The 14121-nt window shown below is 52.6% G+C and carries 12 protein-coding genes; 10 read left to right on the forward strand and 2 right to left on the reverse strand.

The genetic code is table 11. The features are described from left to right. Window positions 1-100 precede the first annotated feature (100 nt). The 6 genes from fabF to AACY82_RS02315 all read left to right on the forward strand — a co-directional run bounded on the left by fabF (window position 101) and on the right by AACY82_RS02315 (window position 6973). The gene (gene fabF / locus AACY82_RS02290) at window positions 101-1345 is read left to right on the forward strand and encodes a beta-ketoacyl-ACP synthase II (RefSeq protein WP_339615137.1); all 1245 of its coding nucleotides are present in this window, start codon (window positions 101-103) and stop codon (window positions 1343-1345) included. Between the two features lie 45 nt (window positions 1346-1390). After that, window positions 1391-2272 carry an aminodeoxychorismate lyase gene (gene pabC / locus AACY82_RS02295; protein WP_339615138.1) on the forward strand — a complete coding sequence of 294 codons (882 nt, stop codon included), beginning with the start codon at window positions 1391-1393 and terminating at the stop codon, window positions 2270-2272. Beyond that, entirely contained in the window at window positions 2269-3330 is a 1062-nt protein-coding gene (gene mltG / locus AACY82_RS02300) for an endolytic transglycosylase MltG (protein ID WP_339615139.1), read from the forward strand. The genes pabC and mltG overlap by 4 nt, the downstream gene beginning before the upstream one ends. A gap of 88 nt (window positions 3331-3418) precedes the next feature. Further along, window positions 3419-5119, forward strand: a complete 1701-nt coding sequence (locus tag AACY82_RS02305; RefSeq protein WP_339615140.1) for a glutamine--tRNA ligase/YqeY domain fusion protein — start codon at window positions 3419-3421, stop codon at window positions 5117-5119. A 48-nt stretch (window positions 5120-5167) separates the two neighbouring features. After that, window positions 5168-6562, forward strand: a complete 1395-nt coding sequence (gene cysS / locus AACY82_RS02310) for a cysteine--tRNA ligase (protein WP_339615141.1) — start codon at window positions 5168-5170, stop codon at window positions 6560-6562. A gap of 30 nt (window positions 6563-6592) precedes the next feature. Next, a complete protein-coding gene (locus AACY82_RS02315; RefSeq protein ID WP_339615142.1) occupies window positions 6593-6973 on the forward strand; it encodes a rhodanese-like domain-containing protein in 381 nt (126 codons plus the stop codon). 266 nt (window positions 6974-7239) lie between these two features. Here AACY82_RS02315 and AACY82_RS02320 read toward each other — a convergent pair whose 3' ends face one another. Together AACY82_RS02320 and ccsA are read right to left on the reverse strand one after the other, a co-directional pair. After that, on the reverse strand, window positions 7240-8514 hold the full coding sequence (locus AACY82_RS02320; protein ID WP_339615143.1) for an HlyC/CorC family transporter: 1275 nt from the start codon (window positions 8512-8514) through the stop codon (window positions 7240-7242). 90 nt (window positions 8515-8604) lie between these two features. Then, the gene (ccsA, locus tag AACY82_RS02325) at window positions 8605-9402 is read right to left on the reverse strand and encodes a cytochrome c biogenesis protein CcsA (protein WP_339615144.1); all 798 of its coding nucleotides are present in this window, start codon (window positions 9400-9402) and stop codon (window positions 8605-8607) included. A 345-nt stretch (window positions 9403-9747) separates the two neighbouring features. Here ccsA and ffh point away from each other — a divergent pair, with 345 nt between their 5' ends. The 4 genes from ffh (at window position 9748) to AACY82_RS02345 (ending at window position 14107) form a co-directional block, all read left to right on the forward strand. Continuing rightward, window positions 9748-11145, forward strand: a complete 1398-nt coding sequence (gene ffh, locus AACY82_RS02330; protein ID WP_339615145.1) for a signal recognition particle protein — start codon at window positions 9748-9750, stop codon at window positions 11143-11145. A gap of 177 nt (window positions 11146-11322) precedes the next feature. Next, window positions 11323-11775 (forward strand): META domain-containing protein, encoded by a 453-nt coding sequence (locus tag AACY82_RS02335; RefSeq protein WP_339615146.1) that lies wholly within the window; start codon window positions 11323-11325, stop codon window positions 11773-11775. Between the two features lie 45 nt (window positions 11776-11820). Beyond that, window positions 11821-13506: an NAD-dependent malic enzyme gene (locus AACY82_RS02340; RefSeq protein WP_339615147.1), complete on the forward strand. Its 1686-nt coding sequence runs from the start codon at window positions 11821-11823 to the stop codon at window positions 13504-13506. Between the two features lie 31 nt (window positions 13507-13537). Next, window positions 13538-14107 carry a helix-turn-helix domain-containing protein gene (locus AACY82_RS02345; RefSeq protein ID WP_339615148.1) on the forward strand — a complete coding sequence of 190 codons (570 nt, stop codon included), beginning with the start codon at window positions 13538-13540 and terminating at the stop codon, window positions 14105-14107. Window positions 14108-14121: the final 14 nt, after the last annotated feature.

A 14121-nucleotide genomic window follows, 5' to 3' on the forward strand; every position in this document is an offset into this window, starting at 1 on the left:
GTATTATTGAGAAATAGTACGGCTTTTTCTTTGGGGTTTTGGGTACGCTGGGGCCTAAGGTCGATGGCGTATAAGTCCGTTGTGGGGGAGAGAAAATCACGTGTCGCGTAAGAGAGTAGTAGTAACAGGCTTGGGTATGGTCAGTCCGCTGGGTAACACCGTGGCGGATACCTGGGATGGAATCCTTGCCGGGCGCAGTGGTGTTGCGCCTATCACCCAGTTTGACGCCTCTGCTTTCAGTGCGCGCTTTTCCGCCTCCGTCAAAGATTTTTCGGTTGAGGGCTACTTCTCGGCAAAAGATGCTCGCAAAATGGACCCGTTTATTCAGTTCGGAATGGTGGCGGGTATTCAGGCAATGCGCGACTCGGGTCTCGAAGTCACTGAGCAAAACGGCGCTCGCATGGGCGTGTCGATTGGCTCTGGCATTGGCGGCATTGGCACCATAGAGGATGGCGCGCTAATCGTTGAGCATAAAGGACCGCGACGTATGTCGCCGTTTTTTGTTCCCGGCGCGATCATCAATATGATCGCCGGCAACCTCTCAATTCATTACGGCTTGCGCGGGCCAAACCTAGCGGTTACCACCGCTTGTACCACCGGTACTCACTGCATCGGTTTAGCGGCGCGCTCTATTATGTATGGCGACGCCGACGTCATGCTTGCCGGTGGCGCCGAGATGGCTACCACGCCGGTAGGGCTTGGCGGCTTTGCGGCGGCGCGCGCGCTGTCTACCCGCAACGATGACCCACAAGCGGCTAGTCGCCCTTGGGATAAAGACCGCGATGGTTTTGTTCTGGGGGATGGCGCCGGGGTTATGGTGCTCGAAGAGTACGAGCATGCGCGGGCGCGCGGCGCGAACATTTACGCCGAGCTGATTGGCTTTGGCATGAGTGGTGACGCTTATCATATGACCTCGCCACCTGAAGATGGCGCCGGGGCGGCACTGTCCATGCAGAATGCTATTGACGATGCCGGTATCGATCTGGCCTCGATCAACTACATTAACGCCCACGGCACCTCGACTCAGGCTGGTGATAAAGCCGAATGCCAGGCGGTAAAATCCGTTATGAAATCGGCCGTTGACCAAGTGGCGGTTAGCTCAACCAAATCTATGATTGGTCACTTGCTAGGGGCCGCTGGTGCGGTCGAGGCGATTTTTAGCACCCTGGCGATTCGCGATCAGGTGGCGCCGCCGACGATCAATCTCGACAACCCCGATGAGGGCTGCGACCTCAATCTTGTGCCGCACACCGCGCAAGAGCGGCCAATCCAGGCGGTTTTGAGCAACTCGTTTGGTTTTGGTGGCACCAATGGATCGCTGTTGTTCTCTAAGTTGCGCAACTAATTCGCCCTCGATGTATCTGCGGCGGGGCCTAGAGCCTCGATAGTCATGTCGACACCAACATCCCCTTTAATTTGGATTAACGGAGAGCTGGATCATCAGCTCTCTGCGCTTGATCGTGGTTTAGCGTATGGCGACGGCCTGTTTGAAACGTGCCGGTTGCATAACGGGCGCATTCCACTGTGGTCGAGACACTTGCAGCGGTTGTTGGTGAGCAGTGCCGTTTTTGCCATTGAACTAAACACCAAGCAGCTGGAGTCTTGGGTTGATACGGCCTTGGCGCTATTGCGCGAGCAGAATATCCGTCAGGGAACGTTTAAGCTCATTCTAACTCGCGGCGTGGGCGGGCGTGGGTATCAGCAGCCGCACCGAGTCGCGCCCACAATCGTGTTGATGGTGCAACCCGACAACCTCGAGCTGTTAACGTCACGGCCGACGCCTGCTCGGCTTAAAGTTTGTCGTATGCGTCTGGGGCGCAATCGTGTGTTGGCCGGTCATAAACATCTCAACCGGTTAGAGAATGTGCTGGCCCGGGCTGAGTGGCAAGACAACACGTTTGATGAGGGCCTAATGTTGGACGACCGCGCCAATGTGATTGAGGCGACTTCGCACAATGTGTTTATTTATCGTAAAGGCTGTTGGCACACTCCGGTATTGGATGAGTCCGGGGTCGCCGGTGTCATGCGCCAGCTCGTGCTGGACGAGTTAGCCCCGCGCTGCAGTGTTCGTGTGGCCGTGGCGCCATTGAGTTTGGATGCGGTCTATAGCGCAGAAGAAGTAATGCTGTGTAACAGTAATCGTGGGGTTCGACCGGTAGCGGCGATCGCAGATGACGCCGGGACTTTACATCAATTTTTACATCACAATAATGCACTCCGACTGAGTGCGGCACTGAATGACTTTTTGCAGGGCAAGGGTAGTGGTCAATGATTCATTTGGCGGTTGGTTTAATAAAACGGTTGATTTTGCTCGCGTTGCTAGCCTTGTTGGTGTCCGCTTTGGGGGCGCTGCAATATTTTAAACAGTGGTACGCCGAGCCCATGGCGCTGCCAGAAGATGGGCTTCACTATCAACTTAAATCGGGCGGGAGCCTGAGTGGCGCCGCATCGGATTTGGCCGGGCAGGGAATTCTTAAACACCCGCAAGTATTGACGTTTTACGCGCGCCTGAGTGGCCAAAGTGAAGTGCGCGCCGGTGACTATTTGTTAGAGCCGGGCATGACGCCGCGACAATTCATGAAGATGTTAAATACCGGCAACGTCGTCAGTTATACCGTGACCTTGATTGAGGGCTGGACCTTTGCCCAGGCGGTACAAGCGCTGGCTGAGTCGGAGCGAATCGACTCGCAGTTGGCCGGGCAGAGCCCAGAGGCGCAGCTGGCGATGTTAGATTTGCCTATTGAGCACCCCGAGGGCTGGTTTTTCCCCGATACCTATCATTACAACGGTGGCACTACCGATGTCGCGATATTGCAGCGAGCCTACCGCAAAATGCGTCAAACTTTAGACGAACTTTGGCCGGGACGCGATGTTGGTCTGCCATATCAAACCCCCTATGAGGCGTTGATTATGGCGTCGATTGTCGAGCGTGAGACGGGCGCATCGTGGGAGCGGCGCAAAATAGCCGGTGTGTTTGTCAGGCGGCTGGAAAACAATATGCGCCTGCAGACCGACCCTACGGTTATCTACGGTATGGGCGATGCCTATCAGGGCAAAATCGGTCGCGCCGACTTAACGCGCCCAACACCCTACAATACCTACGTCATTCGCGGTTTACCGCCAACACCAATTGCGCTGCCTGGCGCTCAGGCGGTTTACGCCAGTATGCACCCAGACCCGGGTAGTGAGCTGTACTTTGTCGCTAAAGGCGACGGAACCCATGTGTTTTCTGACACGCTTGAGGCGCACAACGACGCAGTGCGCCACTATCAAATACAGCGCCGCGAGGGTTATCGCTCGACGGTCTCGCCCGGCGCGCTAGAGCAGTAGGCAATGCCGCTGCCAAGCATTACAATAGTTATATCTTAATAGCCGGCTGTGCCGGCCCTCTCGCTTGCTAACTGGATTGTTAATCAGCATGACTGAAACCACCGAAAACGTCTCTGTAAAGGCCGAAAAGCCGTCACACTTTATTCAGAATATACTTCGCAAAGACCTCGATGAAGGCAATGTGCAAAGTGTTGTGACGCGTTTTCCGCCGGAGCCCAATGGCTATTTACACATCGGCCACGCCAAATCAATTTGTCTAAACTTTGGTGTTGCCAAACAGTTTGGCGGTGTGTGCAATTTGCGGTTTGACGACACCAACCCTGAAAAAGAGAGCGATGAGTACGTCGAGTCTATTAAGCGCGATGTCTCTTGGCTGGGGTTTGAGTGGGATGGTGACATTCGCTTTACGTCGGATTATTTCGATCAGCTGCACGGCTGGGCGGTGGAGCTTATTAAAGCAGGTAAAGCCTACGTCTGTGATTTAAGCCCCGATCAAGCTCGCGAGCATCGCGGCACTTTAACCGAGCCCGGAAAAAATAGCCCTTATCGCGATCGCAGCGTGGAGGAGAACTTAGCCCTGTTTGAGCAAATGCGCGCAGGCGAGTTAGAGGAGGGCAGCTGCTCATTGCGGGCTAAAATTGATATGGCGGCGCCCAATATTAATTTGCGCGATCCGGTTATCTACCGCATTAAAAAAGTACGTCATCATCACACGGGCGATAAATGGTGTATTTACCCTTCTTACGACTTTGCTCACGGTCAAAGCGATGCAATCGAAGGCGTTACCCATTCGATTTGTACATTAGAGTTTGAAGATCATCGCCCCTTGTACGAGTGGTTTATCGCGAACTTATCGGTGCCTGCTAATCCCAAACAGTACGAGTTTGCGCGTCTGAATTTAAATTACACTGTTACCAGTAAACGTAAATTGCGTCAGTTGGTAGACGAACATCACGTTGATGGCTGGGATGATCCGCGCATGCCGACGATCTCTGGTATGCGCCGCCGCGGTTACACGGCACAATCGCTGCGCAACTTTTGTGAGCGCATTGGCGTGACTCGCTCCGACAGTGTGGTGGATGTTGGCATGTTGGAGTATTGCGTGCGCGATGATCTGGATAAGCGTGCGCCGCGCGCAATGTGTGTGTTGCGCCCGTTAAAGGTTACCCTAACCAATTACCCCGACGACAAAGTCGAACGCTTGATTGCGCCAGGACACCCTAATCGTGACGACTTGGCAGAACGGGAGTTGCCGTTTGCTAAAACCGTGTTTATCGATGTTGAAGACTTTCGCGAAGAAGCGAACAAAAAATACAAGCGCTTGGTAATAGGCAAGCGTGTCCGGTTGCGCAATGCTTACGTGATTGAAGCAGACGAAGCCGTTAAAAACGAAGCGGGCGAGATCGTAGAGGTTAAAGCTCGAGTTATTGCAAACACTATCGGCACCGACCCGGAAGATGGCGTAAAGCCCAAAGGTGTTATCCACTGGGTCTCTGCCGAGGAGCATATCGATTGCGAAGTCAGGCTTTACGATCGCTTGTTTAACGAAGAGTCGCCGGGTGCTGGCGGTACAGACTTTTTAGCGGCCATTAACCCTGAAAGCTTGCAGGTGTTAAAAGGGGCTAAAGCTGAGGTCTCGCTGCGCGATGCGGCGCCCGAGTCGGCGTACCAATTCGAACGCGAGGGGTATTTTTGCCTCGATGCCCACTACAGTAAAGACGGCGCTGTCGTATTTAACCGAACCATTAGCTTGCGTGATAGCTGGGCAAAAATTTCGCAACAAAGCTAAGCGTTGTTTGCCAAGGTTATTCTTAAAAAGTTTTAGAGAAACAAAGTTATGAGCTTAACGATTTACAGTACCTTGTCCGGTAAAAAAGAAGTGTTTGAACCGCGTGAGCCCGGCAAAATTGGGCTCTATGTCTGCGGTATTACCGTGTACGATTACTGTCATATCGGTCATGCTCGGGTGCTCGTTGCCTTTGATGTGATGAGCCGTTTTTTGCGCTCGCAGCAGTGGAACGTCAACTATGTGCGCAATATTACTGACATCGACGATAAAATTATTGATCGCGCGGCGGATAATGGTGAACGCTATACCGATTTAACCTCTCGCTACATTGAGTTTATGCACGAGGATGAGCGCGCACTTGGCATTTTGCCACCCGATACCGAGCCTCGTGCTACTGCGCATATCGACGATATTATCGCGATGATCGAAACCTTGATCGAGAAAGGTTATGCCTATAGCGCGAACAACGGCGATGTCTACTACCGGGTTAGTCGCTTTGCCGATTACGGCAAGCTCACGAATAAAGACCCGGAACAACTGTTAGCGGGCGCGCGGGTTGAAGTGGGTTCTGCTAAAGAAGATCCTCGTGACTTTGCGTTGTGGAAGTTTGCCGCTGAGGCAGATGTAGGCTGGAGTTCGCCGTTTGGTCGTGGTCGTCCCGGCTGGCATATTGAGTGTTCGGCCATGAGCAAAGCGTGCCTTGGGGCTCACTTTGATATTCATGGCGGCGGCCCAGATTTGCCTTTTCCGCACCACGAAAACGAAATCGCCCAAAGCGAAGCGGCCAACGGTTGCCAGTATGCAAACTATTGGATGCATGCGGGCGCTGTGCGCTTGGATGGTGAAAAGATGTCTAAATCCCTGGGCAACTTTTTCACCATTCGCGATGTGCTAAAACAGTACCACGCCGAGGTAGTGCGCTATTTGTTGATTAGCAGTCACTACCGCAGCCCCATTAATTACTCTGAAGAGAATCTCGTTGAAGCAAAAGCGGGCCTCGATCGTTTGTACAATGCGCTGCGCGGGTATGAATCTGTGGCGGCCGCGAGCTTAGAAGAGTTGGCCGGCAACGAGTTTTATAAAAAGTTTGTCGCGGCAATGAACGATGATTTTAATACCCGAGTTGCGCTGGCGGTTATGTTTGACTTGGTGCGAGCGCTAAACTCTGCCAAAGGCAAACAAGAAGCAGAACCTTTAGTGGCAGAGCTAAAGGCCATGGGTCAGTTGCTTGGTCTGTTTGGTAGTGCCCCTGATGATTTTTTGCAGTCGGCAGGGGAGAGTGACCTTGCTGCCGAGACCGTTGAGGCGTTAATCGCCGAGCGGGCGCAGGCCAAGCGCGACAAAAATTTTGCCCGCGCCGATGAAGTGCGCGATCAGTTGTTGGCAGCAGGCATTTTGCTGGAAGATTCGGCTGAAGGCACTAAATGGCGTCGCGACGCTTGAGTTGTTTATTGGTAGCAAGAGGAGCTCAGAATGACTTTTTGTCAGTTTGGTCCCAAGAGCTTAGTGAGGGTTTTGGCGCTCACGGCGTTGATGCTAGTCTCATTGCATAGCGCCGCTGCACCGGAGACGGTTTGGATAGATGTGCGCACGGCGGATGAGTTCGCTGAGGGTCATTTGCCGGTGGCGGTCAATATTCCCCACGAGGTAATCGCCGGTCAGGTTGCCGAGTACGCACCGGACAAAGACGTACAAGTCGTACTTTATTGTCGCAGTGGTCGCCGCGCCGAAATTGCGAAAGAATCGTTAGAGCAGCTCGGTTATCGGCAAGTGGTTAATGCTGTGGATCTCAATGGCGCGACGCAGCTGTACAACACACAACAACTGCAACATTCTGGGGCAAATGATGATTGATGTACCGCTGCGCGGTGTTACAGGTTTTTTTGATGTTTAGGCGTCTTGGTCGCTATCGCCGACTTGGAGCCGCTAGCTTTTTGTCGTGCGCGTGCTTTATTGCACTGGCTGTTTACGGCTGGGGGGTCAGCTGGGGTCAGCTGTTAGGTTATATGGCAGTGGTTGCCGTCTTACTGCTGTGCCTGTTGGGCTTGGCCGCTTTGACTGGGTGGGTTTTGCACAAGCTTAACCGGCGAGACGATTAAGCTTGTGCTGTATTGCTAACGCTACTGGATTTTTTCATCCATCTTAACGTTAAACCAGGCCACCATTTTGTCGGTAATCTCGACGGTCTCAAACAAATAATGTTCTAGCATAAAGCTGATATTGCCATCGGGAATACTTTCTAAGTACTCCATGGCGAGCCCGTTGAGAGTTTTGGGGCCGTCAATGGGCAGTGCCCATTCCAGCGTTCGGTTGATATCACGAATAAAAGTCCCACCGTGAATTTGATACCAGCCATTCTCTTGAGGGATGATGTCTTGATCTTCATCCTCGGCGACGTTAGTCGTAAAGTCGCCCACAATCTCTTCAAGTAAATCCTCTAGCGTAACAATCCCTTGAACCTCGCCGTATTCGTTAACAACCAACGCGATACGACACTTTTGCTGCTGAAAGTTCATCAGCTGGGTGTGCAGTGGCGTTGATTCGGGGACAAAGTAGGGCTCGTCGGCGTGAGTCTGGAAGTCTGCTTTGCTAATGGCGCTATCATCACCGTTTAAAAAGCGGGCGGAATTTCTAAGGTGCAAGATACCCGCAACCTCGTTCAAATCGCCACGGTAGATCGGCAGCCTTGTGTACTCTGACGTGCGTATTTTGTGGAGCAAGGTGCTAACGTCGTCATCGAGATCAAGCCCTTCGACTTCGTTGCGCGGAATCATGATGTCTTCGACGGTGGATTTCTCGAGGTCGAGAATATTTAACAGCATGCCCTGGTGTTGATCGGGAATGAGCGCGCCGGCCTCGTCCACCACGGTGCGCAACTCCTCAGGTGCTAAATGTTCAATGTGGGTGTGAGCTTTATCGATGCCAAATAACTTGGTGACGCCGTTGGCAATACTGTTAACCAGCATAACCGCAGGGGCCAAAATAAACGCTAAGGGCCGCAAAATCAGGCTGGCAAAAAAGGATATGCGCTCGGGGTAAAGGGTGGCGACGGTTTTGGGGGTTACCTCGGCGAATACCAACATAACCAGGGTAAGCAAAAAGCCCCCCACGGCAACGCCAGAATCGCCCATCAGACGAATCGCAATAACGGTGGTAAGGGCCGCGGCAAAGTTATTGGCGAGATTGTTGCCAATTAGGATCAGGCCGATCAGGCGATCGGGACGCCGCAGTAGTAGCTCGACGCGCTGAGCACCCTTGTCGCCTTTTTTGCTTAGGTGCTTTAGGCGATAGCGGTTAATGGCCATCATCGCGGTTTCGGAGCTGGAGAAAAAGCCTGAGAGCACGAGTAGCCCTAGGAGAATCCCAAACAATAGTTCTAAGGGTATGTCGTTCAAGGAGATGTAGTGCCTATATTGCCGTTCGGCAGGCTATCTTGCAGCAGTTCGCGTCAATTCGCAACTGACAGAGCAAGATCGCCTGAACTGTTAAATATCGAGTATAAACTCGAGTACGATTTTACTGCCAAAATACGCCAGCATGAGCATGATAAAGCCGACTAAAGCCCAGCGAATGGCGGTGTAGCCGCGCCACCCCAAGCTGTGCCGCCCCCAAAGCAGAATGCTGTAAATTAGCCATGCTAGCAAGGTGAAGACGGTTTTGTGAACAACGTGCTGGGCAAAGAGGTCATCGAGAAAAATCACACCCGAGACGATAGCCCCGGTTAACAGTAATTGCCCGGCCCACAGGAGCTCAAACAGCAAAGACTCCATGGTTTGTAGCGGCGGGAGCAAACCGCTGGGCCCTAGGGAGCGCTTATGCTTAAGACGGTGATTTTGAAAGGCCAGAAACAGTGCTTGCAGGGTGGCAATGGTTAACAAGCTGTAGGCGAGAATCGAAAGCAGCACGTGTGATGCCAAGCCAAGGGTTAGGGGCAGTAACGCGTTATTGTTTACCGGTAGCAGGCTGCTAACGATCGCTACAATCGTCAGCGGGAACAGCAATATAAATAGGTTGTGTAAGGGTTTGCGGGCTGCGCTGAGCAATACCACGATGTTGACGGTACAAAAAATAAGCGACAGCATGGGGAATAAGTTTAACGCTAACCCCTGAGGCTGGATGATCAGCTTGGCACAACCGGTGCCGTGTGCGATTAACGCCAATGCGGTAAGCAAATAGAGGGATTGGCGCCGTATGGGGTGCTGGCGCCAAAGCGAAATAAAAAGATAGCCGGCCGCCAGCAAATAGAGAGCGACGGCGATTAGATTGATGTCGAGCGCTGACATGCGTGAGCAGAATCCTTTAAAGTATAGTGTTGCCGATGTGGTCGGTGCGGTGCTTTGGCGGCACCGTTCTCTGGGCAGTATACGCCGCATACCTAGGGTCGAAAGTGTGTCACATGCGCGGGCGTAAGAGAAGCCTACAAATGAGAATCAATCGCCCTGAGCGGTTATTCTGTCGCCCGACGCGAGACGGGGCCCGATTTAACACGGTATAATGCCGCCTTTTCGCCCGTGCGGTCGTACCGCAGGCAACGTGTAAATAGGTGTAGGGTGTTAAGGCGCCCTCATGATCAAAGTCTTATGCGGTCAGCCGTTGCGCACCGCCAGATAATAGGCACCAGTGTCATTATGTTTGAAAATCTGCAAGATCGACTGTCAGGTACGTTTAAAAAAATCACCGGTAAGGCTCGCCTGACCGACGATAATATTCAGGCGACATTGCGCGAAGTTCGCAAAGCGCTACTGGAGGCTGACGTGGCCCTGCCAGTGGTGAAGGATTTTGTCGGTCGGGTACGCTCGCGCGCGCTTGGCACGCAAGTGGGCAAAGCGCTCAATCCGGGCCAGCAATTTCTAAAAATTGTCGAGTCTGAGCTGGTTGAGATGATGGGTGAAGCCAATGAGTCGCTCAATCTCGCAGTGCAGCCCCCAGCAGTGATTTTAATGGCGGGCTTACAAGGGGCGGGTAAAACCACCTCTGTGGCTAAGTTGGCTAAGTTTCTGACCGAGCGGCAAAAAAAGAAAGTGTTGATTGTCAGCGCGGACGTATATCGTCCGGCGGCGATCGCCCAGCTGCAAACGCTGGCCACAGAAGTGGGCGTAGAGTGTTTTCCTTCGACCACCGAAGACAAGCCTGCCGATATTGCACGCAGTGCGATAGATCATGCCAAACGTCAGTTTTACGATGTCTTGCTGATCGATACTGCTGGCCGCTTGCATATCGATGAAACCCTAATGGCCGAGATTCAAGAGCTTCATCAAGTCGCAAACCCCATAGAAACCCTGTTTGTGATTGACGCCATGATTGGCCAGGATGCGGTTAACACCGCCAAAGCTTTTAATGATGCGTTGCCGCTGACTGGCGTGATCTTAACGAAAGCCGATGGTGACGCCCGGGGCGGGGCGGCCTTGTCGGTGCGTCAGGTAACCGGCAAACCGATTAAATTTTTGGGTATGGGCGAAAAAGTTGATGCCCTAGAGCCCTTCCATCCAGATCGTATTGCGTCGCGCATTTTGGGTATGGGCGACATGATGTCGCTGATCGAAGATGCCGAGCGCAAAATTGACCGCGATAAAGCCGAGCGCTTGGTGCAGAAAGTCACCAAAGGCAAACGTTTTGACTTAAATGACTTGCGTGATCAGCTGCAACAAATGCAGGATATGGGCGGTTTAACCGGTTTGATGGATAAACTACCCGGTATGGGCAATATGGCTCAGATGGCGCAACAAGCCGATATGGGCAAGCAGTTTAAGATGATGGATGCGTTAATCGGCTCAATGACGCCGTGGGAGCGGCGCCACCCAGATGACCTGAACAGCTCGCGTAAACGCCGTATCACTCAGGGGTCGGGCACTCAGATACAAGACCTGAACCGCCTGCTTAAACAGCACAAGCAGATGGCAAAAATGATGAAGAAAATGAAAGGCGGCGGCATGACCAAAATGATGCGCGGCTTGGGCGGAATGATGCCCGGCGGTGGTGGTGGCATGCCCCCTGGTGGCGGCTTGCCGCCAGGTATGGGACGTTAGTTAATTGAGCACAAAAACGCCAGGTGATGCCTGGCGTTTTTGTGTCTGGGGTGCTGAGATTAATAGAGCCTAGGGAATTGTTCTTTTGATTGTTGGTCTAGACTCGGTAATAGGCTATTTGTGTCGCCCTGTGCTGCGCAAATAATAATCATATTTCGTCGCTTGGCAGGTACTACTATGTTGCTTCGTTTGTCGTTGTTTGTTTCCGTTGTAGCGGTTGGATTAATGGCTGGCTGTGCACTCTCTAATGCCCCGGCCACCTCAGTGTCCACGAGCCAGGCTGTGTCGTTAAAGGGCGAGTGGATGGTGGAGTACATCGCGGGGCGAGGCGTCATTGATTACAGCCCGGCTCGGCTGCAGTTTACCGACGACGGAAAAATCAATGGCAACGCCAGCTGCAACCGATTTTTTGGTGATTACCAATTAACCCAAGACCGGCTGACGATCCAAGAGCCCTTGGGTGCGACGCGGATGCTGTGCATCCCAGCGTTGAACGATCAAGAGGCGAGATTGTTGGCGGCGCTCCCTGGAACTCACAATGTTCGCATTCAGCATGGTATTCTGAGGTTGATGAACGATGCCGGCGAAGAGGTGTTACGAGCCGCTAAGGTCGATAACGCTAAAACGTAAGGGCCGCAGGCCCCGGCACAAAATGGACGAGATGCGGGTGATTCTGTGAATACCAGACCAATTTACATCCCCTTTGCGGGGCCGGCGCTGTTAGAGGCGCCACTGTTAAACAAAGGTAGCGCGTTCAGCCGCCAAGAGCGTGAGCAATTTAATCTAGAAGGGTTGCTGCCTTATCAAATCGAAACCATTGAAGAGCAAAAAACGCGCGCTTACCAGCAGCTTTGCTCTTTTAAGTCGGATATTGATAAGCATATCTATTTGCGCAATATTCAAGACACCAACGAAACTCTGTATTACCGTTTGGTCACCGAACATCTCGAAGAGGTCATGCCGCTGATTTATACGCCCACGGTGGGGCAGGCGTGCGAGCAATTTTCCAAAATATACCGACGCAAACGCGGTTTGTTTGTCTCTTACGCCGATCGTGACCGGCTTGATGATATTTTACAAAATGCCACCAAGCACAATGTAAAAGTTATTGTGGTGACCGATGGCGAGCGCATTTTAGGGCTTGGTGACCAAGGAATTGGCGGCATGGGGATTCCCATCGGCAAGCTTGCGCTCTACACCGCTTGCGGTGGTATTAGCCCGGCCTACACATTGCCCGTGGTATTGGATGTAGGCTGCAACAACAAGCAGCTAATAAATGACCCCATGTATATGGGTTGGCGACACGAGCGTATCGCCGATAACGAATACTATGAATTCGTTGATCAGTTTATTCAGGCGGTTAAGGTGCGCTGGCCCAATGCGCTGCTACAGTTTGAGGATTTTGCGCAAACTCATGCGACGCCGCTGCTGCATAAATACCGCGATCACATGTGTTGTTTTAACGACGACGTACAGGGAACCGCATCGGTGACCGTGGGTACTTTGCTGGCTGCTTGCCATACCAAACAAGAAAAACTCTCCGAGCAGGTTATTGTTTTTGCCGGTGCAGGCTCAGCCGGCTGCGGTATTGCCGATCAGATCGCCGTGCAAATGCAAGCCGAGGGTTTAACTCGAGAGCAGGCGCTGGCGCGAATATTTTTGGTTAACCGCGAGGGGCTGTTAACTGATACCTCCCAAGGCTTATTGCCGTTTCAGGAAGAGTTTTGTAAAACCGGCACCAGTTTGGTCCATTGGCTGAACGACAAGACGGGGCAAATTTCTTTACTCGATGTGGTACGCAATGCTCAGCCAACGGTACTGGTGGGGGTATCGGGGCAGCCGGGGCTATTCAATAAACTGTTGGTGGACTCGATGCAAACGCATTGCGAGCGGCCGATTATCCTACCTTTGTCGAATCCTACCTCAAAAGTGGAAGGGCAGCCTGTTGATATTCTGCGTTGGACCGGAGGGCGCGCGATTGTCGCGACCGGCAGCCCGTTTGCGCCAGTGGATATTGCCGGGGTGCGCTACGATATTGCGCAGTGTAATAACAGCTATATATTTCCAGGGGTAGGGCTGGGCGTTATTGCCGCTAAAGCGACACGCATTACTGATACCATGATGCTCGCCGCATCTCGGGCGCTGGCCGAGCTGTCGCCGCTGGCTCGCGATGGTCGTGGTTCGCTGTTGCCGGCACTGGCTGATATTCGTCAGGTGAGTGTCACCATCGCCCAAGCGGTGTTTAAACAAGCGATTGCCGATGAGGTTGCTATGCCTGTGCCGGAAGCATTGATTGCCGAAAAAGTCGAGGCCAACTTTTGGTATCCGCGCTATCGCACGTATCGTCGAACGTCGTTCTAAACGGCCGCATTTAAACGCGTAAGGAGGCGGTATGGCCCATTCGTCACAAGCGGTTGCACTGGGACGCAGGCTCAAAGAAATACGAGAGGCCAACGGCTTGTCACAGCGCGAGCTGGCAAAGCGAGCAGGGGTTACCAACAGTAGTATCTCTATGATCGAGCAGGGCCAGGTAAGTCCTAGCGTGCAATCACTAGAGAAGGTGCTAGGCGGCATTCCCATGTCGCTATCACACTTTTTTGCGTCAGTGGATGGCAGTGCGGGGGATGTTTTTTTTAATCAGCACAATATGTTTAAGCATGAAAAACCTTACGGCTTTATGCAAGTGGTTGGCGAGAACCTTCCGACCCGAAAAGCAACACTCAAGCACTTTTACTTTGATCCGCAAACCGATACCGGTGAAACACCGCTAATGAGCCCCTTTGATCAGTCAGGCTGGGTGTCTCAAGGGGATATTCAAATGACGATTGGGGCGAAAATAAAAGAGTTGGCACCCGGGGAAGCTTTCTATTTGGCAGCCTATACTCCCTGCAGGTTGAAAAATCTATCGGAGTTTAATTCGGCGCAAATAATCGTCGCGACTGAAGTGTCGCCAGCGCTGTAAGCAAAAAATGTAAC

Origin of the sequence: uncultured Gilvimarinus sp. (assembly GCF_963972205.1) — a bacterium.
Classification (GTDB): Bacteria; Pseudomonadota; Gammaproteobacteria; order Pseudomonadales; family Cellvibrionaceae; genus Gilvimarinus; species Gilvimarinus japonicus.

What these genes read in the sequence shown, in the direction of transcription:
- pabC (WP_339615138.1), top strand. Translation starts at nt 1,391, where the DNA reads ATGTCGACACCAACATCCCCTTTAATTTGGATTAACGGAGAGCTGGAT.
- mltG (WP_339615139.1), top strand. Translation starts at nt 2,269, where the DNA reads ATGATTCATTTGGCGGTTGGTTTAATAAAACGGTTGATTTTGCTCGCG.
- AACY82_RS02305 (WP_339615140.1), top strand. Translation starts at nt 3,419, where the DNA reads ATGACTGAAACCACCGAAAACGTCTCTGTAAAGGCCGAAAAGCCGTCA.
- cysS (WP_339615141.1), top strand. Translation starts at nt 5,168, where the DNA reads ATGAGCTTAACGATTTACAGTACCTTGTCCGGTAAAAAAGAAGTGTTT.
- AACY82_RS02315 (WP_339615142.1), top strand. Translation starts at nt 6,593, where the DNA reads ATGACTTTTTGTCAGTTTGGTCCCAAGAGCTTAGTGAGGGTTTTGGCG.
- ccsA (WP_339615144.1), bottom strand. Translation starts at nt 9,402, where the DNA reads ATGTCAGCGCTCGACATCAATCTAATCGCCGTCGCTCTCTATTTGCTG.
- ffh (WP_339615145.1), top strand. Translation starts at nt 9,748, where the DNA reads ATGTTTGAAAATCTGCAAGATCGACTGTCAGGTACGTTTAAAAAAATC.
- AACY82_RS02335 (WP_339615146.1), top strand. Translation starts at nt 11,323, where the DNA reads ATGTTGCTTCGTTTGTCGTTGTTTGTTTCCGTTGTAGCGGTTGGATTA.
- AACY82_RS02345 (WP_339615148.1), top strand. Translation starts at nt 13,538, where the DNA reads ATGGCCCATTCGTCACAAGCGGTTGCACTGGGACGCAGGCTCAAAGAA.